24 protein-coding genes are annotated in these 21,712 nt (G+C 38.7%); 13 read left to right on the plus strand and 11 right to left on the minus strand.

Annotated features, from left to right (window positions below; genetic code table 11):
- Positions 1–2 precede the first annotated feature (2 nt).
- From prmA to mce, 6 genes are all read right to left on the minus strand, one after another.
- Positions 3–842 (minus strand): 50S ribosomal protein L11 methyltransferase, encoded by an 840-nt coding sequence (prmA, locus tag CLV32_RS03205; protein ID WP_133552314.1) that lies wholly within the window; start codon positions 840–842, stop codon positions 3–5.
- Positions 842–1,603: a triose-phosphate isomerase gene (gene tpiA / locus CLV32_RS03210; RefSeq protein WP_133552316.1), complete on the minus strand. Its 762-nt coding sequence runs from the start codon at positions 1,601–1,603 to the stop codon at positions 842–844. The genes prmA and tpiA overlap by 1 nt, the downstream gene beginning before the upstream one ends.
- A 54-nt stretch (positions 1,604–1,657) precedes the next feature.
- A complete protein-coding gene (locus CLV32_RS03215; RefSeq protein WP_133552318.1) occupies positions 1,658–2,833 on the minus strand; it encodes a GlmU family protein in 1,176 nt (391 codons plus the stop codon).
- 71 nt (positions 2,834–2,904) lie between these two features.
- Positions 2,905–3,153, minus strand: coding sequence for a type B 50S ribosomal protein L31 (locus tag CLV32_RS03220; RefSeq protein WP_133552320.1), 249 nt, complete (start codon positions 3,151–3,153; stop codon positions 2,905–2,907).
- Positions 3,154–3,242: 89 nt separating this feature from the next.
- Positions 3,243–3,533: a hypothetical protein gene (locus tag CLV32_RS03225; protein WP_133552322.1), complete on the minus strand. Its 291-nt coding sequence runs from the start codon at positions 3,531–3,533 to the stop codon at positions 3,243–3,245.
- Positions 3,523–3,945 (minus strand): methylmalonyl-CoA epimerase, encoded by a 423-nt coding sequence (gene mce / locus CLV32_RS03230; protein ID WP_243732226.1) that lies wholly within the window; start codon positions 3,943–3,945, stop codon positions 3,523–3,525. The genes CLV32_RS03225 and mce overlap by 11 nt, the downstream gene beginning before the upstream one ends.
- Positions 3,946–4,064: 119 nt before the next feature.
- Here mce and CLV32_RS03235 point away from each other — a divergent pair, with 119 nt between their 5' ends.
- The 6 genes from CLV32_RS03235 (at position 4,065) to CLV32_RS03260 (ending at position 10,206) form a co-directional block, all read left to right on the plus strand.
- Positions 4,065–5,276: an IscS subfamily cysteine desulfurase gene (locus tag CLV32_RS03235; protein WP_133552324.1), complete on the plus strand. Its 1,212-nt coding sequence runs from the start codon at positions 4,065–4,067 to the stop codon at positions 5,274–5,276.
- A 55-nt stretch (positions 5,277–5,331) separates the two neighbouring features.
- Positions 5,332–5,745 (plus strand): Fe-S cluster assembly scaffold IscU, encoded by a 414-nt coding sequence (iscU, locus tag CLV32_RS03240; protein WP_133552326.1) that lies wholly within the window; start codon positions 5,332–5,334, stop codon positions 5,743–5,745.
- Between the two features lie 11 nt (positions 5,746–5,756).
- Positions 5,757–6,083 (plus strand): HesB/IscA family protein, encoded by a 327-nt coding sequence (locus CLV32_RS03245; protein WP_133552328.1) that lies wholly within the window; start codon positions 5,757–5,759, stop codon positions 6,081–6,083.
- A gap of 126 nt (positions 6,084–6,209) precedes the next feature.
- Positions 6,210–8,123 (plus strand): AMP-dependent synthetase/ligase, encoded by a 1,914-nt coding sequence (locus CLV32_RS03250; protein ID WP_133552330.1) that lies wholly within the window; start codon positions 6,210–6,212, stop codon positions 8,121–8,123.
- Positions 8,124–8,189: 66 nt separating this feature from the next.
- Positions 8,190–9,911, plus strand: a complete 1,722-nt coding sequence (gene lysS, locus CLV32_RS03255; protein ID WP_133552332.1) for a lysine--tRNA ligase — start codon at positions 8,190–8,192, stop codon at positions 9,909–9,911.
- Positions 9,912–9,990: 79 nt separating this feature from the next.
- The gene (locus CLV32_RS03260; RefSeq protein WP_133552334.1) at positions 9,991–10,206 is read left to right on the plus strand and encodes a hypothetical protein; all 216 of its coding nucleotides are present in this window, start codon (positions 9,991–9,993) and stop codon (positions 10,204–10,206) included.
- A gap of 7 nt (positions 10,207–10,213) precedes the next feature.
- Here CLV32_RS03260 and CLV32_RS03265 read toward each other — a convergent pair whose 3' ends face one another.
- The gene (locus tag CLV32_RS03265) at positions 10,214–10,753 is read right to left on the minus strand and encodes a DUF2892 domain-containing protein (RefSeq protein WP_133552336.1); all 540 of its coding nucleotides are present in this window, start codon (positions 10,751–10,753) and stop codon (positions 10,214–10,216) included.
- A gap of 98 nt (positions 10,754–10,851) precedes the next feature.
- On the opposite strand from CLV32_RS03265, the gene CLV32_RS03270 reads away from it, so the two are divergent.
- Together CLV32_RS03270 and ung are read left to right on the plus strand one after the other, a co-directional pair.
- Positions 10,852–11,364 (plus strand): thioredoxin family protein, encoded by a 513-nt coding sequence (locus CLV32_RS03270; RefSeq protein WP_133552338.1) that lies wholly within the window; start codon positions 10,852–10,854, stop codon positions 11,362–11,364.
- A 1-nt stretch (position 11,365) separates the two neighbouring features.
- Positions 11,366–12,043: a uracil-DNA glycosylase gene (gene ung, locus CLV32_RS03275; RefSeq protein WP_133552340.1), complete on the plus strand. Its 678-nt coding sequence runs from the start codon at positions 11,366–11,368 to the stop codon at positions 12,041–12,043.
- Between the two features lie 5 nt (positions 12,044–12,048).
- Here ung and CLV32_RS03280 read toward each other — a convergent pair whose 3' ends face one another.
- On the minus strand, positions 12,049–12,519 hold the full coding sequence (locus CLV32_RS03280) for an Lrp/AsnC family transcriptional regulator (protein WP_133552342.1): 471 nt from the start codon (positions 12,517–12,519) through the stop codon (positions 12,049–12,051).
- A gap of 133 nt (positions 12,520–12,652) precedes the next feature.
- Here CLV32_RS03280 and CLV32_RS03285 point away from each other — a divergent pair, with 133 nt between their 5' ends.
- The 3 genes from CLV32_RS03285 (at position 12,653) to smpB (ending at position 15,687) form a co-directional block, all read left to right on the plus strand.
- Positions 12,653–13,309 carry a metal-dependent transcriptional regulator gene (locus CLV32_RS03285; protein ID WP_133552345.1) on the plus strand — a complete coding sequence of 219 codons (657 nt, stop codon included), beginning with the start codon at positions 12,653–12,655 and terminating at the stop codon, positions 13,307–13,309.
- Position 13,310: 1 nt separating this feature from the next.
- Positions 13,311–15,173: an Nramp family divalent metal transporter gene (locus tag CLV32_RS03290; RefSeq protein ID WP_133552347.1), complete on the plus strand. Its 1,863-nt coding sequence runs from the start codon at positions 13,311–13,313 to the stop codon at positions 15,171–15,173.
- A gap of 64 nt (positions 15,174–15,237) precedes the next feature.
- Entirely contained in the window at positions 15,238–15,687 is a 450-nt protein-coding gene (smpB, locus tag CLV32_RS03295; RefSeq protein ID WP_133552349.1) for an SsrA-binding protein SmpB, read from the plus strand.
- Here smpB and CLV32_RS03300 read toward each other — a convergent pair whose 3' ends face one another.
- Entirely contained in the window at positions 15,688–16,344 is a 657-nt protein-coding gene (locus CLV32_RS03300) for a protein-L-isoaspartate(D-aspartate) O-methyltransferase (protein WP_133552351.1), read from the minus strand.
- 184 nt (positions 16,345–16,528) lie between these two features.
- Between CLV32_RS03300 and CLV32_RS03305 the strand changes: the two genes are divergently transcribed.
- Positions 16,529–17,170: a hypothetical protein gene (locus tag CLV32_RS03305; RefSeq protein ID WP_133552353.1), complete on the plus strand. Its 642-nt coding sequence runs from the start codon at positions 16,529–16,531 to the stop codon at positions 17,168–17,170.
- Here CLV32_RS03305 and priA read toward each other — a convergent pair.
- Both priA and CLV32_RS03315 read right to left on the minus strand, forming a co-directional pair.
- Positions 17,167–19,647, minus strand: a complete 2,481-nt coding sequence (gene priA, locus CLV32_RS03310; RefSeq protein WP_133552355.1) for a replication restart helicase PriA — start codon at positions 19,645–19,647, stop codon at positions 17,167–17,169. The two genes, CLV32_RS03305 and priA, sit on opposite strands and share 4 nt — an antisense overlap.
- The gene (locus CLV32_RS03315; protein ID WP_133552357.1) at positions 19,647–20,033 is read right to left on the minus strand and encodes a DUF423 domain-containing protein; all 387 of its coding nucleotides are present in this window, start codon (positions 20,031–20,033) and stop codon (positions 19,647–19,649) included. Before CLV32_RS03315 ends, priA begins: the two co-directional genes overlap by 1 nt.
- 88 nt (positions 20,034–20,121) lie before the next feature.
- Between CLV32_RS03315 and CLV32_RS03320 the strand changes: the two genes are divergently transcribed.
- Positions 20,122–21,675, plus strand: coding sequence for a hypothetical protein (locus tag CLV32_RS03320; protein ID WP_133552359.1), 1,554 nt, complete (start codon positions 20,122–20,124; stop codon positions 21,673–21,675).
- Positions 21,676–21,712: the final 37 nt, after the last annotated feature.

A 21,712-nucleotide genomic window follows, 5' to 3' on the forward strand; every position in this document is an offset into this window, starting at 1 on the left:
GATTAATTTTTAACAAAGTGTGCTGCCACCCAGTCGTCTATTTTTTGATGCCCCTTATAACTGATATCGAACCTGGCACATTCTGCTTTGATCATATCCAGATCAGGCGTTTCATAAAAGCCACTGAAAAAGATTTGTCCATTTGGCACTAATACAGCATTATATGTTTCAATCTGATCCAGCAGGATATTTCGGTTTATATTAGCCAAAATAATATTGAACTGACGCTTAGGAATAGCTTCTTTTCCACCACAACTTGCGTCAATATTATCAACTTCATTCAGGTGCGTATTTTCCAGCGTACTTTGATAGCATACTTCGTCGTTATCAATAGCGACGAGCTCGGCAGCCCCCCTTTTAGAGGCCAGAATCGCCAGTATACCTGTGCCACACCCCATGTCAAGAACAGACTGGCCTTTCATATCCTCTCGAAGTATATAGGACATCATCATCGTTGTAGTTTGATGATGCCCGGTCCCGAAAGCCATTTTAGGATCCACTACGATCTCAAAGGGATACTGCGGCTGAGATTCGTGGAATGTTGCTCTGACATAACATTGACCGTCGATAATCAGGGGTTCAAAATTCTTCTCCCATGCTTCATTCCAGTTTTCACCTGCTATCTCTGTTACTGTGTACGAATAAATAAACTGGCCTGCAAATGGCAGAAGAACTGAATCTAGTTTTTCCAAACTGTAGTCGGTAAAAGAGATAAAGGCAGCAAAACCAGAATCAGTATCCTCAAAGGTATTGTATCCGATATTGGCAAGTTCATCGATAAGCAGATCTTGCTGATAATCCGCTATTTCAACGAAGCTAAATGTAAGTTGTATATATTCCATTAAGAATTAAATGCTTTTACAATGTCGACAAAATCGCGTGACTTTAATGATGCACCGCCAATAAGTCCGCCATCAATATCCGCCTGAGCAAATAATTCATCAGCATTCTTTGGATTACAGCTGCCTCCATATAAAATCGTAGTATCGTCAGCAATTTCCTCATTATATTTCGCGGCAATTTCTTTTCTGATAAAAGCATGCACCTCTTGAGCTTGTTCAGATGTTGCCGTTAATCCTGTGCCAATAGCCCACACTGGTTCGTACGCAATAACAATTTTTGCAAATTCAGATGATTCCAGGCCAAATACACCGTTAGTCAACTGATCTTTGATGACGGTAAAGTAATCACCATTATTTCTTTCGTCCAAGGTTTCTCCAATACAAAAAATAGGCGTCAATCCATGCAATAACGCAATACGGGTTTTTTCTGCCAATAACGCATCAGACTCCGCAAAGTACTGCCTACGTTCGGAATGGCCAATGATTACATAATCACAACCTGTCGATTTCACCATTTTCGCTGAGATTTCACCTGTAAAGGCACCACTTTCATTTTGATGGCAGTTTTGAGCTCCGATACTCACAACCTGGGCTCCAAGTTGGGATAAACTGTTTAGATGGATATAAGGCGCGCAGATTACCGCTAATTGATCGCCTTTTTTTTCGTCCCTAACCATATTGACAATTTCTGAAAACAACGATATACCTTCCGCATAATCAAGGTTCATTTTCCAGTTTCCTGCTACTATTTTCTTTCTCATAATTATTTCACTATTGTTATCACTCAAGAAGCGTTTATTATGTTATACGCTATGTTAAAAATGTCTGTATTGTTTAGTGCTATTAAAAACTGCTTCCAGAATACCCTGCTCAGTTTCATCAAAAATCATATCTCTTCTTTCGAAAACCTTTTTTGCAGTTTCAAACATTTTTGGCAGGCTGTAAACTTCAAACCCTTGTGCACCGCCCCAGGCGAAGTCAGGAATAAAATTTCTTGGAAAGCCAGCACCAAAAACATTAGCACTCACACCTGTCACCGTTCCGGTATTAAACATCGTATTAATACCGCATTTCGAATGATCACCCATGATCAGACCACAAAATTGAAGTCCTGTTTTACGGAAACCTTCTTTTGCATAATCCCAGAGTTTTACCTCCGCGTAATTATTCTTTAAATTTGAATTATTACTATCAGCACCGATGTTACACCATTGACCTAAAACAGCGTTTCCAAGATAGCCTTCGTGCCCTTTGGAAGAATATCCCCAAATAACGGCATTGTTAATTTCACCACCTACTCGGCAATACGGGCCAATTGTAGTTTGTCCATATATTTTAGTACCCATCTTAACCTGCGAATGTTCGCAAAGGGCAAAAGATCCGCGTATGTTGGTACCCTCCCAAATTTGACTGTTCTTCCCTAAATAGATGGGACCGGATTTACTATTCAGTGTTGCACAATAAGTTTCGGCACCTTCTTCTAGGAAAATATCCTCTCCGATAAGTGCATTTGATGAATCAATGGCAGCTGATGAGCGGCCTTTTGTGATCAATTGAAAATCTTTCTTTAATTCTGAATCATTCCATTTAAAAATATCCTCAGGATAGCTGACTTTCGTAATTGCTGTGGTATATCTTACGGGCTTCAAAGAACCAGGAAGAACCGTTGCCGGGTCGTCGTTTACCGAGATTTTGAAGGCAAGTAATATAGAATTATATTCCAGTTGTTCACCTGATTTTAAGCAAGTTATTGCTTCAATCAATAATGGATCAGGGCATACCGATCCGTTAATAAAAAGTTCTGCACGTGATAATGCAGGATATTTTAACTGGAGATACGGCTGCGTGACGAAACCTTTTTCGGCATTTAAAGTTCTGGCCCACTTCTCGGCAATCGTTAAAATCCCTATCCGGAGGTCAGCAACAGGCCTGGTAAGTGTAAGCGGACGCAGGCTTTCCCATGCCGTGTCATCAAATAAATTGATTATCATAAGCAACAAAAATAAAAAAAGTCCCGATGCATTCGCAACGGGACTTCAAAATAATTTCTTTTACGCTATATTTATTTCTTAGCGTAACGCGTTTTGAATTTATCGATACGACCAGCAGTATCAACCAATTTCATTTTACCAGTATAGAATGGGTGTGAAGTGTGTGAAATCTCTAGTTTATATAGAGGATATTCGTTACCATCTTCCCATGTTATAGTTTCTTTAGATTCTACACATGATTTGGTTAAAAAAGCATAATCATTAGACATATCTTTAAATACTACAAATCTATAGTTTGATGGATGCAGATCTTTTTTCATATTAATATTTTTATATACTTGTTGTCGCTTATTTTTAAGGATGCAAATATCCTAATTTTATTTTTCATTAGCAAGCATGTAGCAAAAAATTATCTGCTATACTTTCTCCAGGTCTCCAATTTTTGAATTTGACGTGCCAGATAGGCATCAGCAATAACTTCAGCAGATGGTAACTCCGCTTTATTAATCAATAATTCCTTTAATTTTTCTTCATCCACATCAGCACGATATAGAATATTCATCATTTTAGAGATATCGTTATCAAGCAACCACCCGAAGGCATGAATCATTGCCTTCCTTAATTTCTCATCGGTTATATTATCTTCCAGTTCAAAATCACGACCGATGAAGGTCGTTAATGAAATAGACTCACTTGTCATTATCACGCTCCTTTAATTCCTGACATAATTCGATTAATACACCGTGCGTATCTTTAGGATGAACAAAACAGATGAGTTTATTGTCTGCCCCTCTCTTTGGTGTCTGACTGAGTAATACGAATCCTTCCTCCTGAAGTCTTCGCATCTGCGCATAAATATCATCTACATCCATCGCAATGTGATGAATTCCCTCCCCCCTTTTTTCCAGGTATTTGGTTATCGCACTATCAGGCCCCGTACCTTCCAACAATTCAATTTTATTTACTCCAACTTTAAAAAAAGCAGTATTCACTTGCTCAGAAGCCACATGTTCTTGCTTGTAACTGCTTACACCCATCAGCTTTTCGTACTGGGCGATTGCCGTTTTAAGACTTTTTACCGCTATGCCAACATGCTCGATTTTGTTCATCATACCTTTAACGTTAAACAAATGTAAAAATTCGCGTTTTATTCTGATGAGAATGCGAGTATATATTTGTTCGCGATCTTTTTTTGTATCTTTGTGTATTAAACAATGACTAAAATCACATCATGGAACTTCCTATATATTTAGACAATAATGCCACGACACCACTTGACCCAAGGGTACTAGAGGCTATGTTACCTTATTTCACTAATAAGTTCGGTAATGCTGCCAGCCGTAACCATGCGTTTGGCTGGGTTGCAGAAGAGGCTGTAGATTACGCACGTGAGCAGGTAGCTAAACTTATAGGCTGTACAGAAAAAGAAATCATCTTCACTTCTGGTGCAACTGAGGCTGATAACCTGGGTATTAAAGGAGTTTATGAAATGTATCAGGATAAAGGTAATCACATTATAACCTTAACTACAGAACATAAAGCAGTTCTGGATACTTGTAAACATCTTGAGAAAGCTGGAGCTAAGGTAACATACCTTGCTGTCAAAGAAGACGGGCTTGTTGATCTTGCAGAGCTTGAAGCTGCAATGACAGAACAAACAATCCTGGTAACTATTATGTATGGTAACAATGAGATCGGTGTTATTCAACCAGTGAAAGAAATATCAGCAATCGCACACAAATTCGGCGCTTTATTTATGACTGATGCTACACAGGCTGTTGGTAAGGTACCAGTAGATGTTAATGCTGATGGTATCGATTTGATGGCTTTCTCAGCTCATAAAATGTATGGGCCGAAAGGTGTCGGTGTATTATACGTACGTCGTAAAAACCCAAGGGTTAAAGTTACCGCTCAGATGGATGGTGGCGGTCATGAGCGCGGTATGCGTTCTGGCACGTTAAATGTACCCGGTATTGTAGGGTTAGGTAAAGCTTGTGAATTATGCCGTTTAGAAATGGACAGTGAAGCAGCCAGATTATCTGCATTGAGAGACAAGCTGCAAAATGGATTAACAGTCCTGGAGGAAAGTTATGTAAATGGTAATACTGAGCATCGTTTACCACATGTAACTAATATTTCGTTCAAATACGTTGAAGGTGAAGGACTTATGATGGCTATGAAAGATTTAGCTGTATCATCTGGTTCTGCTTGTACTTCTGCTTCACTTGAGCCATCTTATGTATTGAAAAATCTTGGTCTGTCTGATGACCTGGCGCATTCTTCAATTCGTTTCGGATTAGGTAGATTTACAACTGAAGAAGAAATTGATTACGCTATTGAAAACACAAAGAATGCTGTGAATCATTTAAGAAACCTTTCTCCACTTTGGGAAATGTTTAAAGAAGGAATTGATTTAAGCAAAATTGAATGGGCAGAACACTAATTGTCCTTTAACAAATAAGATATATAAACAGACCTAAGGTCCGGAGGAAAAAAAAATGGCATACTCAGAAAAAGTAATGGAACACTATACCAACCCACGCAATGTTGGTACTTTAAATAAAGATAGTAAATCAGTAGGTACCGGTCTTGTTGGTGCACCTGAATGCGGTGACGTGATGCGTCTTCAGATTGAAGTTGATGAAAACAATGTGATTACTGATGCTAAATTCAAAACATTTGGCTGTGGATCTGCAATTGCTTCTTCTTCTTTAGCTACAGAATGGTTAAAAGGAAAAACAGTTGATGAGGCAATGACCATAGACAATATGGACATCGTTGAAGAATTGGCTTTACCACCTGTAAAAATACACTGTTCGGTACTAGCGGAAGATGCAATTAAATCAGCTATCAACGATTACCGTGTTAAAAATGGAATGGAGCCAATTGAGTTGGCCAAATCTCATCACTAAAATACTATACAATGATCACAATTACCGATAAAGCCAAAAGTAAAATAGATCATCTGATGCAGGATTCTGAATTAGATGCAAACTATTTTCTTCGTGTCTCCGTTAAAGGAGGGGGTTGTTCTGGATTATCCTATAATTTGGATTTCGACAATGAAGAAAAAAAAGGCGATCAGTTTTTTGAAGACAGAGGGATAAAGATCGCCCTTGATATGAAATCCTTTCTCTACCTGGCAGGCACCGAACTTGATTTTTCAGACGGGCTGAACGGAAAAGGATTTAATTTTCATAATCCAAATGCAAGTCGTTCCTGCGGTTGCGGAGAGAGTTTTTCTGTTTAAATACAATTACATATATTTGTAAAGGGCGCTTCGGTGCCCTTTTTTAATTTATGGGCATTTCTGTTGGTTGCATTTTAAAAATGAAAACTTTATCATTGCTGTCCCAATTAATCCAATTCAATTGATATGGTAGCTTTTAACGAATTTTCTACGGTACCTAGCCTGTTAAGGAATGTAGTGGAAAACATCCACCCCCCACAGGCAACATTCCTTATTCATAAGAGAAACACAGCATGGGAAGAAATATCTTTCGAAACTACCCTCCAAAGAGCAGATGCAGTATCTGCATTTTTTCTGGAAAAGGGGATCAAAAAAGGTGATAGGATGGGACTGATGATAGAGAATTCGCCTGAATATGTTTATTACGACCAGGGAATTCAGCAGATTGGAGCGATTAACGTTTCAATTTACCCGACTCTATCTGAACATGAAGTCGAATATATAATTAACGATTCGGGTATTAAGGCGATATTGATAGGAAATCCTTTTCTGTATAAAAAAATCCTAAAAATTGCCGGGAATTGCAAGGAACTCCTTTATGTTATTCCTGCCTTTGATGATTTTGAAAAGCATACACTTCCTGTGGACTTCAGCAAAGAGATTGTTTCTTTTGACAAAATACTGGAAACTAAAAAGGAAACGACTACGGCTGAGCAACGGACGATAAAAGCGCTCCGGCTAGGCATTGATCCGCTTGACACGTCATCGCTTATCTATACTTCCGGCACCACCGGCACGCCGAAGGGTGTTATGCTTTCACACAGAAACTTTGTTGAAAATGTAAAAGTTTGCCTTCAACAGATACCTGTAATTGACGAGACGGAAACATTTTTATCTTTTCTTCCATTGTCACATGTTTTTGAACGTACAGCAACTTACCATGTTTGCTGCGCTCAAGGCTGCAAAATTGCGTATGCACAAAGTCTTGAACTTTTAGCAAAAAACATGGCGGAAATTAAACCGACCGTAATGAGTTGCGTACCAAGGTTATTGGAGAGAATTCATGACAAAGCTATAAAAAGTGGAACCGCGGGCGGCGGCGTAAAGTCTAAAATCTTTCTTTGGGCTTTAGAAGTTGGCCAACAGTACAGAAATGAAAAAGAAGCTAGCAGAAATCCTGCTATCTCTTTGCGAATTAAACAATCCATCGCAGAAAAACTAGTCTTTAGCAAGATCAAAGAAAAAACCGGCGGACGTCTGAAATTTATGATCTCCGGTGGGGCTGCGCTTCCAAAAAACGTAGGCGAGTTCTTTGGCAACCTTGGCATCAGGATTCTGGAAGGATTTGGTCTTACAGAAACTTCGCCGGTGATGTCTGTTACTGAATATGACCGTCAGGTATATGGTACCGTGGGGCGTGTAATCCCTGGCATTGAAGTTGGCATCCAAGATATTGAAACCAAGCAAATGATAAACATCCAGACACATGATACCTTTCAGGAGAACTTCGAATGTAACGAAGGTGAAGTTATTGTTAGGGGTCACTGTGTGATGAAAGGGTATTTCAATAAACCCGCTGAAACTGCTGAGGCAATTGATAAGGATGGATGGTTTCATACAGGCGATATTGGCAGATTTTATAAAGGAAACCTGCAGATAACCGATCGTTTAAAAAATATGATTGTGAACGCCTATGGCAAAAACGTATATCCCACTCCCGTTGAAAATATATATCTAAAAAGCCTGAAGATTGAGCAGATCTTTGTAATTGGCGACAAACGTGAGTACCTTACAGCAATCGTAATACCTAACAGAGAAACTCTCCAGGAGCATTTCAACCTCCCGGATTCCTTTTTTGCTTCAGAAAATCCATTTGTTGAAGAAAAAGATATTATTCAATGGATCGGACAAGACATTAAAAGACTTTCAGCAGAACTCGCGAAATTCGAACGTATTAAAAATTTCAAAATCAAGCGAAATCCTTTCAGTATGGAAGATGGAGAGTTGACACCTAGTATGAAAGCAAAACGTAAAGTGATAGAGAAAAAGTACGCTGAACCGATCAATGAGATGTATCAAGAGGCGGTAGAAGCAGATTAGATTTACTATTTTTGCAGTTCTTTATCAATCAAAATTTTCAGCACCCTGCTGATCTATTATAACTATATGAGTACAGTACTATCAGAATTAGAAATTTTACGCCGTAATGCGCTAACACAGCTCAGAGATCTGGGCATCAATCCGTATCCCGCCGAGGAATTTCATATCAATGCTACCGCCGCAGATATAGAGGCAAACTTTGCTGAATATCCTGATCAATATCAGGATATTTCTATTGCAGGAAGAATCATGACCAGAAGAATAATGGGTAGTGCCGCCTTTGTGGAGCTACAGGATGCTTCAGGAAGAATTCAGCTTTACCTTAAGCGCGACGATCTTTGTCCAGATGAAGATAAAACTCTTTATAATACTGTTTTTAAAAAACTTCTGGATCTCGGTGATTTTATCGGTGTTAAGGGATACGTTTTCACTACACAAACCGGAGAAATATCAATACATATAACTTCGTTTACTTTGCTATCGAAATCTTTAAAACCACTTCCAGTGGTCAAAAGAGATGAAGATGGTAATATTTTCGATGGCTTCACAGATCCTGAATTAAGATATAGACAACGCTATGTTGACCTCACTGTTAATCCAGGTTTCAAGCAGATTTTTATAAATCGTTCAAAAGTGATTAGTACGATGCGCAACTATTTCAACGAACAAGGTTGGATGGAAGTAGAAACACCGATATTACAGCCTATACACGGCGGTGCTGCAGCTCGTCCTTTCGCTACACATCACAATACGCTTGATATGCCGTTATATTTAAGAATTGCTAACGAGCTTTATTTGAAGCGGCTGATCGTAGCCGGCTTTGACGGTGTATATGAGTTCGGTAAAATGTTCAGGAACGAGGGTATGGATCGTACACATAATCCTGAATACACGGCAATGGAGATTTATGTAGCTTACAAAGACTATATATGGATGATGGGGATGGTAGAAGAATGTCTGGAAAAAGTAGCACGAGCTGTCCATGGTAGCCCAGTTGTTAAAGTTGGCGATCATGAGATTAATTTCGCCGGGCCTTATGAAAAACTGACTATGTATGAGTCTATTCAAAAATATACAGGTATAGACGTCTCTGCCATGACTGAAGCCGAATTGAAAGATACTTGCATACGCTTAGGTATAGAAGTAGATAGCAGCATGGGTCGCGGAAAATTGGTCGACGAAATTTTCAGTGAAAAAGTAGAAGCGAATCTGATTCAGCCAACATACATCACAGACTACCCTATAGAAATGACTCCACTTGCCAAAAAGCACCGAAGCAAAGATGGGTTAGTGGAACGTTTCGAACTATTCGTAATGGGTAAAGAGATTGGCAATGCTTACTCCGAACTGAATGACCCTATTGATCAAAAAGAACGTTTCGAAGACCAGTTGAAATTAGCTGAAAGAGGTGACGATGAAGCTATGGCAATGGATGAAGATTTTGTGCGCGCATTAGAATACGGCATGCCCCCTACTTCAGGTTTGGGTATCGGTGTCGACAGGCTTGTAATGCTCATGACAAATCAATCTACCATCCAGGAAGTATTGTTCTTCCCTCAGATGAGGCCGGAGAAAAAAGCAAAGGTAACCGAGGATAAAGACTTTGTAGATGCTGGTATTCCATTAGAATGGGTCCCTGTAATTAGAAAGATGGGCATCAACACACTGGAAGATCTAAAGTCTGCTAATCCTAACAAAGTATTTAATGACCTCGGAGGGATGAGAAAGAAATTGAAACTGGACCTTACAATGCCTACAAAAGATGAGGTAACCAATTGGTTTTCTTAACCAAAGCATAACAATAATTTAAAGGCCTGGCAGAATCAAATCTGCCAGGCCTTTGTTATTTTAGAGAAAATATATTAAGATGATGAATTCCAGCTTAGAAATAACTGAAAACGAATATTGCATTAAATTAAGCAAAGATGCTTTTGACCTGTCCCTGATCCGTCAACTAATTAAAAGAATACAGACCGAGCAACTTTTCTTCAGCAACAAACGCAATGACCTTGACGACGATATTATCAACAGAAGGTTTACTGAAGATAATGACGAAAACTTTGACCGATTAAGCGATAAGTAATTCCGAATTAACGATATCTAACTTGTTGTTGCTTATCTAACATACCCAACTGATCTTTCATCTGTTTGATCTGGTCGGCAAGAAGTTTATTCTTATCAGCTTTTTTAGCCTCAGTTAAATACATTTGCGCTTCGCGCTTATTGCGTTTCCCCATTGCAATCCCGGCAAGACTTAATTTGGCCAGGGCAATGTTATGATCCATTTGCATACCAAGTGAGATTGCTTTCTTGAAATATTTCTCCGACTGCATTGGTGCCTTCCGCGATTCAATTAATCCGACAAGAAGGTTATAATAACCATGTTGCACACGAATAAGTTGTTTCTCATAATTCGTAATTTTTCTCAAAAACACTTCCGCCTTAGGCATATTGTCTTTTCTTAAAAACCATTGGGCAAGTAACATATTTTCGTTAAAGAAATAGGTTACAAGTACAAGAATACAAAGGAATACCCCGAGTATCCCCCATCCCCAAAAACCAAAAATCATGAGTGCTACAGCAGCACCTAAAAGTATGAAACCTATGATAAGACGAACTACGTTTGGCATATTAGTATTGTATTTTTTTTGCAAATATCGTGTTTAAATACCGAAAATCAGTTTTAAAATTTTAATTTCAACAAAAAATTACCTTAAATATCATTCAAATGAAGAAGCTTATCACAGCAATTTGTCTGCTTTTTTCACTACAGGCGGGAGCCCAGGAAATAAACAAAAAAATACAGGACCCATCGCGAAATAAAGAAGTTATGATCAACACATGTACAAGAGCAGGAATTATGGAATTCCCGGAATTCAAAACGATGTATGACGCGATTTATCCAGATTACAAACCCGACTCCATCACACTAGAAAAACTGCATCCTCTCTTAAAAACTACACACATCACCGTTGTAATGGGCACTTGGTGCGGAGATAGCAAATTACAGGTTCCGCATTTTTATAAAATTATAGATGCAATGGCTATACCAGAAAAAAACATCACTTTAATATGTGTTGATGGGAACAAAAAGGCTGAAAATGGGTTAATTGATAAATTGAATATCGAACGTGTACCTACATTTATTCTTTCTAAAGATGGCAAAGAACTAGGACGCATTGTAGAATCACCAAGAAAATCACTGGAACAAGATATGCTTGATATTTTAACAAAAAAATAAAATGACTCCGAATTTAGAACCAGGTTGGTTGCACACTTTAGAAGCTGAGTTTAAAAAAGATTACATGACATCGCTTAAGAAATTTCTGATTTCTGAAAAAGAAAGCGGCATGACCATTTATCCTAAAGGTGCGGATATTTTCAATGCATTTAATCACACACCTTTTAATGAAGTTAAAGTCGTAATTCTCGGTCAGGATCCCTATCATGGCACCGGACAAGCACACGGCCTTTCCTTTTCAGTTCAAAAAGGAATAACTATCCCACCCTCACTAAAAAACATGTACAAAGAATTGGAGACTGATATTGATGGATTCAAAATTCCTGCGCATGGAAATCTTACCCAATGGGCTGATCAAGGCGTATTACTTTTAAATGCAACGCTTACGGTAAGGGCGCATGAAGCTGGCTCTCATCAAGGGAAAGGATGGGAACAATTTACCGATCAGGTAATCAGAAAATTATCTGAAGAGAAAAGTGGTTTGATATTCTTACTCTGGGGACGATTTGCTCAACAAAAAGCTTTACTTATTGACGAAACAAAACATACCGTACTGAAAGCAGCACACCCCTCTCCTTTCTCAGCTTACAACGGATTTTTTGGCAGCAAACATTTTAGTCAGACCAACTCCATATTAGAGAAAGAAGGTTTAAAGCCTATCAACTGGCAGATTCATTAGGAATTTTAGTATTCGAGCGGAATGATTGGCTCCTTTTTCGTAGTAGACATGATCATCATCGTTTGAAATGTTTTCACTACGGAAATCTTACTTATTTTATCCATAATTAATCTTTCATAAGCTTTGATATCATTTACGTAAACCTTAAGCAGGAAGTCTGCCTGGCCGGTTACGTGATGGCATTCCGTAATCTCCTTGATGTTATTTACCTCATCCAGAAAAATCTGTATAGTATTGTTTTTATGGAAATCAAGCTGAACCTGAATGAAAGTCTTGATTCCCAACCCAAGTTTTTCTTCATCGACTAGCGCGTGATAGCTTTTAATATATCCAGACATCTCAAGTTTCCTTACCCGCTCCAATGTTGGTGCCGGAGACAGGCCTATTTCCTGGGACAACAGCAAATTCGTTATACGACCGTTTTCCTGTAAAAGTTTAAGTATCTTAAAATCTATTTTATCTAATTCTGCAGCCATAGTAGTTGTTTCAAACCAAAGGTAGCAGAGCACCGTCGATTTACCAAATTTAATTCTAAAATAAGAGTTAAAATTTAAGGTTTATTCTATGAGAAAATATTTAGATTTGTCTAAATATAATATTTGACAGACTATGACTCATTCTTTTACAGAAGAAAACTACCTGAAGATAATTTATCATTTGTCCCAACGGAGCGCTGGTACCGTCCAAACAAACACTATTGCCGACGAAATCCAGACTAAGCCCGCATCTGTAACCGATATGTTAAAAAAACTATCGGATAAAAAACTGGTTAATTACGTAAAATACCAGGGGGTTACCCTAACAGCAAAGGGCGTTGAGATCGCTGTAAACATCGTGAGAAAACACAGATTGTGGGAAGTATTTTTAGTGGATAAACTAAATTTTAAATGGGATGAAGTCCACGAAATCGCAGAAGAGCTGGAACATATTAACTCACCTGTCCTCGTTGAACGACTTGACAAATTTCTCGGCTTTCCCAAGAAAGATCCACACGGTGATCCAATCCCAGATCGGCATGGAATATTTGAAACATTACAATTCACGAAAATGAGCAAGCTGCAAACCGGCGATAAAGGGATAGTTGTTGGCGTAAGCGAACATTCATCGGCATACCTCAAACACCTGGAAAAACTGGGTCTTACGCTTGGTAAACATATTGAAATCCTAGAAGTGGCAGATTTCGACGGCTCAGTTGAACTCAATGTTTCCAACGAAAAATTAAATATCAGCAGAGAAGTAGCAAGACACATCTTGATCAAAAAATAATATGAAAAACACAGAATCGCTCAGTGAGGTCCATCAAAGTGTGGATACCAGTAAACGAACCGGATGGAAAAGGATTCTTAGTTTTATCGGCCCCGCTTATTTGGTAAGTGTAGGCTATATGGATCCTGGAAACTGGGCTACCGACCTGGCGGGAGGCAGCAAATTTGGTTATCAGCTGATCTGGATTTTACTGATGTCAAATTTGATCGCATTGCTACTGCAATCACTCAGCGCACGCTTGGGAATTGTTCGGGGCCTGGATTTGGCACAAGCTTCAAAAAACACCTACCCATCCTGGGTAAATATCCCGCTATTTGCCCTTGCCCAAACGGCTATCATTGCCTGCGATTTAGCGGAAATTATCGGGATGGCCATCGGTTTGCAACTTCTTTTTAACCTCCCTTTGTTAGTAGGAATAAGTATCACAATTTTTGATACCGTAATCCTGCTTTTTCTGATGAACAAAGGAATGCGTAAAATGGAAGCTTTTATTGTATCTATGGTATTTATCGTAGGCCTATCATTTCTGATTGAGATGTTTATCGTAGAGCCTAACTTCACTGAAATTGCCAGGGGATTTAAACCGACTTTACTGTCCGGGCAAGCGCTGTATATTGCAATAGGTATTATCGGCGCAACCGTAATGCCCCATAACTTGTACCTGCATTCGTCATTGGTTCAAACCAGAAAATTTGAAAGGGATAGCAAAGGGATTAAAGAAGCTATCAAATTTAACTTCATCGATACAGCTGTTGCCCTAAACCTGGCATTTTTTGTGAATGCAGCGATCCTGATTCTCGCCGCAGCAGCGTTTTATAGAAATGGACTCCATGAAGTGGCAGAGATAAAAGATGCACATAAACTATTGGGCAACATTTTTGGCAGTGTAGCACCAGCATTATTTGCGATTGCCCTAATTGCTGCCGGACAAAGTTCCACAGTGACGGGCACATTAGCTGGCCAAATTATTATGGAAGGGCATTTAAATCTAAGGATTCAACCTTGGTTAAGAAGGTTAATCACCCGGCTCTTGGCAATCATTCCGGCATTTTTCACCATTCTTCATTTTGGAGATGACGCGCTCAGCAGCCTGCTGATACTGAGTCAGGTGGTACTTAGCTTACAACTTGGCTTTGCAGTCATTCCACTCATTCATTTCACCTCTGATAAAAAGGAAATGAAGGAATTCGCGATTAAAAATTGGGTAAAAATCTTGGCCTGGACAAGCGCACTTGTCATAGTTGTGCTGAACGTAAAACTTGTCATTGAAGAAATAACAGTATGGAATGCATCATCTGGTGGCTGGTATATGTATGTACTGGTAATTCCAGCAGCTATCCTTATCGCGCTGTTACTCCTTTATATTTTTATTTTCCCAATGTTGAATTTCAAGGTCAAAGAAAAATCAAACGTACCACATGGAAATGCCTTAAATATAGAGCCTGCCGAACGAATCATTTATCATCAAATTGGCATTACGGTTGATTTTTCTAAAAATGACAGAAGCACAATCCGACATGCTATGATTCAAGGTGGACAATCTGCACATTATTTCCTGATCCATATCGTTGAGACCGCCGTAGCACGTTATCACGGGCAGGCGGCACTGGATCATGAAACCAAGAAAGATCTTGATAACCTGCAGCGCTATTGCAATAATCTGGCAGAGCTGGGCTATCATGCAACCCCATGTATTGGTTTTGGCGCTACGGCAAAATCTATAGCGGAAATCACCAATGAGAACAAGCTCGAATTGTTGGTTATGGGTGCACATGGGCACAAAGGCATTAAAGATATTATTCTTGGAACGACTGTTGATGCAGTAAGGCATAAAATAACTATACCTGTATTAATTGTGAGGTAACTGTAAATACCTAAATGCAGCTATAGTCAATTTTCTTTCAGATATTAGCGGATTAAACACATTCATGAAAAACGACGTTCAAATAAAAAATAAAAGAGCTTACTTTGATTACCATGTTATAGAGCCCTATAATGCCGGATTAGCCTTATTAGGAACAGAAATTAAAGCGATCAGGCAAGGTAAAGCTAATATGTCTGATGCATTCTGTATGTTTATAGGCAATACCTTATATGTAAGAAATCTGCATATCTCAGAATACAGCCACAGTTCTTTCCACCACCATGATATCAAACGTGATCGTATTTTATTGCTCCATAAAAAAGAGCTGAAGAAACTAAAAGTAAAGAGCGAGGAAAAGGGCTACACTATTGTGCCATTGAGAATTTACACTAATGACAGAGGATTTGCAAAAATCGAAATAGCCCTTGCCCAAGGAAAGAAAGAATTTGATAAAAGAGATAGCATAAAGGATCGGGAATCAAAAAGAGAAATGGACCGGGCCATGAAGATTTAATTACCAGGCCTGATCGCCCACTAGAGGGACGAATCGAAATGTATCTAATTCTATTTTTTCAAACTCAGTTTCGTTAATCCGAATTACTGTCACCATTTTCTGGGCGTGTTCATCGCCAACAGGAATAACGAGGATTCCCCCGATCTTCAGTTGCTTCAATAAGATTTCGGGCACAAAAGGCGCTCCGGCAGTGACGATGATTTTTTGATAAGGTGCATGCGCTGCTATTCCTCTGGAACCGTCACCGTAAAAAAAGTTGGCCGGATAACCCATTCCAGGCAAAACCCTGATTGTGTGTTTATAAATATTTTCCTGACGCTCAATAGTAAATACCTCTGCTCCCATCTCCATCAACACACAGGTCTGATAGCCTGATCCTGTTCCAATTTCCAAAACCTTATCTCCTTTCTGAATATGTAAGAGCTCTGTTTGATAAGCAACCGTATAAGGCTGTGAAATTGTTTGGCCATCTCCAATAGGAAATGCGATATCCTTATATGCCTGACTCCAGAAAGTCTCGTCAAAAAAATAGTGTCTGGGAATTTTACCAATTGCAGCAAGCACACGCAAATCTGAAATTCCCCTGGATTTAAGATGTTCAACAAGCTTTTTCCTAGCTCCCTTTTCCCTGTAATTGTCTACAAACTTATATGCCATTTGTCACAAAAATAACTTTTAAGATCCTATAATAATTAATTATCCCATTCTATTATCTTACTAAATTAGATAACTATCAAGAGATCAACTATAATAGTTATAAACATCTCAGTCATTAAAATTTAGCCTAATTAAATTTCTAATCGAAGTTTTTTTTAACTTTGGACTCATCCATTTTATTGATATGAAAAGACTTTTAACGCTTTGCTTACTCTCCTTTCTCGCACAACTCACTTATGCTCAGGTTGACGGAACCTATAAAAATTCTATCGCTATCCGCGGCTACAGCATGGTCAAACTTCCCAAAATATTGGATCAGTCCAATTCAGGCAACTATGTAAACACCGCACTAAATGGCGTTATGCTTAAGTTCCATGATAACCAGATCAACTTTAGATTAAGTGGAAGCTATTTTAGTAAAAATATCGATTTCAGTGATACTCAAAAAACAGTTGGTAAGGTAAGTGATTATTCGTTAAAACTAGGCTTCGAGAAAAATTTCAACTATTCAACTATACAGCCTTACTTTTTCATGGATATGGGCTACCGGTCAAATACTTTTTCGGGAATGGTAAGAAATAATCTCATCGTAGATGCAAACAAAGATGGCTTTACGCTGGCGCCTGGGTTTGGGATCAAGATAAATATGTTAAAAGAGCTTACTTTTTTTGCAGAAGGAAATGCTGAATTTTTCTACTTCATGAGTAAGGATGAAAGTCTAAATCAGACCTCCAATATTTCAGATGTCTCTAAATATTGGAAATCACAATTTCTAATCAATCCTATCTCCATTGGACTACAGTTTCAGTTCGGAAGTAACGACTAGTATGGATCGACGTCGATTTGTACAATTACCCCTTTAAAGTTTGAATCCGTATTTACAGATAAGATCGTGTCTTTCAGCAATGTTTTAACCTTCTGTATCGCGGTATTTTTATCGCTTTTAATAATAATCTGTTTCAGGTAATAATTTCTTACCCTCGACACCAGGGGCTGTTCGGGACCAAGTATCCGATTACCCAATTGTTGTCGTAAAACGTCTGCCAATTGATTTGCTGCACGGTTTAAAACGTTCGCATCCTTATGTTTCAAATTCACAAAAATTAATCTGCTAAACGGAGGGTAGTTAAACTCCCTTCGTTCTTCGATCTCATTGGCATACATATCTTCATAGTCATTAGTCACCACCTGTCTAATTATCCTATGGTCATCATCGTACGCCTGAATCACAACCTTACCTTGCTTAGCTCTTCTGCCAGCTCTTCCGGATACCTGGGCCAACAATTGATAACTCCGCTCAAATGCACGGAAATCAGGGTAATTGAGTAATGTGTCTGCGTTTATCACACCTATCAGACCTACATGATCAAAATCAAGTCCCTTCGCTACCATCTGCGTTCCAATGAGAATATTTGTTTTGCCTTCCTGAAATTCTGTAATAATCTTTTGCAGACTATTTTTTGTTCTCGTACTATCCACGTCTAGCCTCGCTATCGTAATATCGGGAAAAATCAGCATTAACTCTTCTTCAATTCTCTCTGTTCCAAAACCCTTCTGCTCAATATGAACAGAACCACAAGCCGGACAAATATTGATGCTACTCTGATGATAGCCACAATAATGACAATGCAATTTCCCACTACTTTTGTGATAGGTTAGACTTACGTCACAGTTAATACATTTTGGAGCATATCCACATGTGGCACATATCAGAATAGTAGCATATCCTCTCCTATTTTGAAATAAGATAATTTGTTCCTTCTTTTCAAGTGCCTCGGTAATATCATCAATGAGAACGCTGGAAAAATAGGAAACCATTTTTTTACGTTTTGTCTCATCAGAAATACTAACGACCTGATGTAAAGGAAGTTCGACACCACTAAAGCGCTCTTGCAATTTCACCAACCCGTATTTGTTGGTCAGCGCATTATAATAACTCTCAAGAGAAGGTGTGGCAGAGCCAAGTACAATTTTGGCACCATGTAGCAATGCGAGGTATATGGCACTATCTCTTGCCTGATACCGTGGCGCCGGATCATGCTGTTTATAAGAAGACTCATGCTCTTCATCAACTACAATAATTTTCAGCTCATTAAATGGCAAAAACACAGCAGATCTTGCGCCTAGGACAACTTTAAAAGTCCCATTTAACACCTTATTCCAGATCTCTACCCGCTCAAAATCATTAAATTTCGAATGATACACGCCGATCGCTTCTCCGAAATAATGCTTGATTCTTTCTACAATCTGCGTAGTCAACGCTATCTCTGGCAATAAAAACAAAGCCTGTCCGCCATTCTTAAGTGCATCTTCGATCAGTTTAATATAAAGCTGTGTTTTCCCTGAAGCAGTTACGCCATGCAGTAATGCAACATCTTTTTCTTTAAAAATGCGTTCCACTTCATGAAATGCTACCTCCTGAGCTCCGCTAAGCTTAAAATTCAGCAAATCATCGACATCATAATCACGCAGTCTGCTTACTGCCTTTTTCTTTAGCAGAAAAACATCTTTGTCAATTAATGATTTAATGGCACCCTGCCCACAGTTGCTATATTCGAGCAGTTCCTGCCTGCCTACCTCAGGATTAGATTTTGATAATTGAATAAATGCCATTAAAGCATCTAGCTGCTTAGGAGCCTTCTCAAGGATTTTAAATAACTCTCCCATCTGATAACCATCCGACAATTCCGGATTTAATATCAGAAATGGCTTTAAAAGCGGTTTGTACTTTTCGATCACCTCTTCAGCTAAATAAACAAGTTCCCTATCCAATAGCGATTTAACAAGCGGTATCACTGTTTTCTGGCCAAGTATTTTCGATATCTCGCCGAGCGAGAGTTTTCCATTTTTAATCAAAAAATCAATAACGGTCTGTTCCTTTTCACTCAGTGTATGCGTATTCAGATCTGTATCCTCGCGCCAAACAATTATCGTTTCGCTTGCAAGTTTCAGGCCGGATGGCAAGGCTGCCGACATTACATCGCCTTCATTGCACATGTAATATGATGTCATCCAGTTCCAAAACCGAAACTGATTTTCATTTACTACAGGAAAAGCATCAACAACATCAAGGATGTACTTTGCCTCATATAATTCGGGGGGAGTACTGATCACATGACGTATTAACGCAGTATAAATTTTATTCTTTCCAAATTGAACGATTACCCTTTTCCCAACAGAGATACTGTCGTTAAGCTCGTAAGGGACCCTATAGAGGTAATTTTTCGCTAGCGACAACGGTAAAATAACTTCTACGAAAAGCGTTTCCCTTTCTTCGAAAATACTGTAATTTTCCTCTTGCATTATTTATGCCTCATAGCCGCTAAGAACAACATAGCCCAGCCCAGAATAAAGCACAAGCCACCTAATGGAGTAATCGGCCCCATAAAATGCACAAAGCTCCAGCCGGTAATTTCGCGCGTAGCCAATAGATACAATGATCCAGAGAAAAAGATAATCCCTATAGTAAAAAAAATGTAAGAAAGGTTGACTAACCTATTTTTAAAACGAGCGAAAGTAGACAAAAACAATAACGCAAAAACGTGGTAAAACTGATATGAAACGCCTTTGTTCCAGATATCTAAACCAGATGGACTAACAGCGTCCTTTATTGTGTGGGCGCCGAAGGCACCGAAAATCACAGCCGAAATTCCAAAAAGAGAAGCTGTAAGTATAATTTTTCTGTTCATAAGAGATTCTCTTTTAAAAGTCTAAATTAAGAAACTTGGCCCATTATCGAAGTATTCAATAATTAAAATTAAATTTGTATTACATAAAATGAAGAGAATATATTTTACGCTTACAATTCTATTTCTGGTTATTGCGGGTATGGCATACCTGTATTTTTCCCGTTTAAATATTGTTGCAGGAAACAAGGACTCTGCCCTGGAAATTGCAACGCAAAATGCCGCTATCCTATATAGAGTAGAAAATGACGCGCGTATTCTGGATATCCTCGACGGGCAAGATTTATTCTTTAAATTAATAGGTAAAGAAAAAGCTGGCTTACTGACGGCAGTTCGACAAACCTTCCTGTCCAACCCCACAATGGCAGCCGCTCTTGAGCACAAGACAGTCTACATCAGCATTCTTCCTGGCAATAAGCACACCATAGATTTTCTGATTTGTACACAGCTTACAAAGACAGAGCAACATCTGCTAATCACATTGATTAACAAAAGAAAGGTCAACGAGAACACATTATACGCAAAGATTTCCGGACAGGAAGGAACGTTTTTCGTTAACATTGACAAAGACGTGTTACTGATCTCTAATTCTTCTGAAGCCCTTAAAGTGATGCCGGTAATTGAGCGGAAAGAGGATAATCCTTTCGTTAACTTCATCTTGAGTAATGACAAGCTGACTAAAAACAGTCTCGCAAACGTATATATTAACTACAATATCTTACCAGAGCTATTAAAGTCAGTTACACCTAATATAAACAAAGAGGAATTTGAGGCGCTAAGGGGTCTAAATGCATATACCCACCTTTCCTATAACTTTAGTAAAACCAATATCTTCTTCAGCGGAGAGACGACGCTCAAAAATGACTCAGGATATTTAGGATTATTTTTAAATACAATTCCACAAAAACTGCAGATTACAGGTCTGTTGCCGCAGCATACGGCAAGCTATGCACTTTATAATGTTGGCAATTACAGTGAGTGGTTAGTTGGGTTCAGGGAGTGGTTTTTAAAGCAGAAAGGCAACACGGACATAGCAGAGCGGGTACAGTCGCAGCATACAAAATACCACATTCAATTAGATGACACCTTCCCGAAATATACCTATAATCAGTTTATGACTTTTCAACTACGGCAGGGACAAAAGCTTGGCGCCGTGAGTTTAGTGAATGGCGATAAACTCAACCAATTACTTTTGGATTTGAGCGACGATATCGACGGAACAGTGAGGCAATTTAAAGAAGATAATATACTTTTCTATTATTTTGGCACTCCATTCAAAAAATTCCGCAGACCTTTCTTTGTAATCAAAGACAATTATCTCATCTGCGCCAACTACGCCAGTAACCTGCAGGACTTCATTAGAGATTATCAGGATAACAGACTGTTAGTAAACCAACCTGAGTACACAGCTTTGTTTAATCAACTTCCCAACACAACAAGTATACTTTATTACTTGAATACAAACGAAGGGGCACCAACGATCAATAACTTGATCTATCCCTCATTCAGAAATCATGTTAACAGTGATAATGGGCTACAAAACTTTGGTGCATTTGTTTTTCAAATCAGCGCGAATAAAGAGTCTTTCCAAACCAATCTACTGATTCCGTCCAAGCTACCAACATTGGGCAAAGACACGTTGTAGTTTTCGATAAATAAAAAAAAACATGTAGCTTTAAAAA

Source organism: Pedobacter duraquae, from assembly GCF_004362245.1.
GTDB classification, from domain to species: domain Bacteria; phylum Bacteroidota; class Bacteroidia; order Sphingobacteriales; family Sphingobacteriaceae; genus Pedobacter; species Pedobacter duraquae.